The following is a 1,374-nucleotide window of genomic DNA, read 5'->3' as shown; positions in this document are numbered from 1 at the left end:
CTATTATCTCCCTGAACTTCTCGAGAGTTTTCCCACTTTCAAAAATCTTTCTGGCATGTGCATACCCGTTAGCAGCAATACCCGTCATCTCGAAAAGTATTCCGGCTATGCCGAGAGATTTTTCAAGCAGACTTGCTGATCCCGCCCTATCCTCCATTGCCTTCAACGCTTCTTTAGCCTCCAGAGCGGGGCCAACAGCTCTGCCGATCGGCTGACCGCCGTAGGTAAGTGCCGCAGTTACGTTAAGTCCGAGTCTTCTTCCGAGTTCAATGAAGTCGTTGGCGAGGGCTCTTGCAGTATCAGTTTTCTCAATTTTCGCTCCCTCTCCTACGGGAATGTCTATGATCACGTGTTTTGCCCCCACGGAACCCTTTTTCGCCATGACACTTGCTAAAAGCTGAGGGCGTGGATCGATAGACAGGGGGTGCTCAATTCTGATTATCTTGTCATCTGCTGGAGCTATGTTTGTCGCCCCACCCCATGCTATAACACCGCCAACCCTTTCGGTGATCTCCTTTATCTCGTCAATGCTGAGGTTTACGCTGGCCAGAACCTCCATGGTATCGGCAGTTCCACTTGCAGAGGTTATGGCTCTGCTCGCCGTCTTGGGGATGAGCAGACCGGCGGCAGCGACTGTGGGAACTATTATCAGGGATATTTTGTTCCCCGGCACACCGCCGATGCTGTGCTTATCTACAACAATCCCCTTCTCAAAGTACAGCCTGTCTCCTGTCTCAATCATTGCCCTCGTAAGCCATTCAATTTCATCAAAATCCATACCTCTGAGCATGGAGGATATAACAAATGCTGTGAGCTCCACCTCGTTGAGAGCATTGTTGATTATATCCTCCACAATTCTTCTAATTTCATCCTGTGTCAGCTTTTCTCCTCTCGTCTTTTTCTTAACAAGTTCGACGCTCTTTGGCTTTTGTACAGGGTAAACTTCGATTTCAGCCCCATCATCAATCCCAAGCTCGCCCATTGACAGATCCGTTAGACCCGCGAAACCCCTCTCCACAATCTCTCTTGAAAGCTGGGTTGTTGCGATAAGATTGGACCTCCCGTACCTCACCCTGAGTCTGTCCCCCTCTCTCACTCCAAGCTCACTTGCGTCCTCTTCATTGAGAATTACAGCAAACCTTCCCGACCTGAACGGAACCTTCACAGCCCTGAGAATCAAGACCATCACCCTCCATAGGACAGCTTTTCGATAATGATCCCAGATATTTCGAATGCGTGCTCTGTGCTTGCAACCTCAATTGCATTGGTAAGCTTCCACTCTTTCTCTGCGTAAATGGTGATGAGCGGGTCACCGGCTTTAACGACCTCACCCCTTTTCCTGTGGACGAATACACCCGCTCCCTTATCTTTCGG

The 1,374-nt window shown here is 49.6% G+C and carries 1 protein-coding gene and 1 pseudogene; both read right to left on the bottom strand.

Annotated features, from left to right (window positions below):
- On the bottom strand, window positions 1-1,186 hold a 1,186-nt coding region (locus JFQ59_RS12295), incomplete at its 3' end, for an AMP phosphorylase (protein WP_230972514.1).
- Window positions 1,186-1,374: pseudogene (locus tag JFQ59_RS12290) on the bottom strand (AMP phosphorylase); the annotation flags it as partial. The pseudogene JFQ59_RS12290 and the gene JFQ59_RS12295, both read right to left, overlap by 1 nt.

This window comes from Archaeoglobus neptunius, assembly GCF_016757965.1.
Taxonomy (GTDB): domain Archaea; phylum Halobacteriota; class Archaeoglobi; order Archaeoglobales; family Archaeoglobaceae; genus Archaeoglobus; species Archaeoglobus neptunius.
This window is presented reverse-complemented; position numbering and strand designations above follow the sequence as displayed.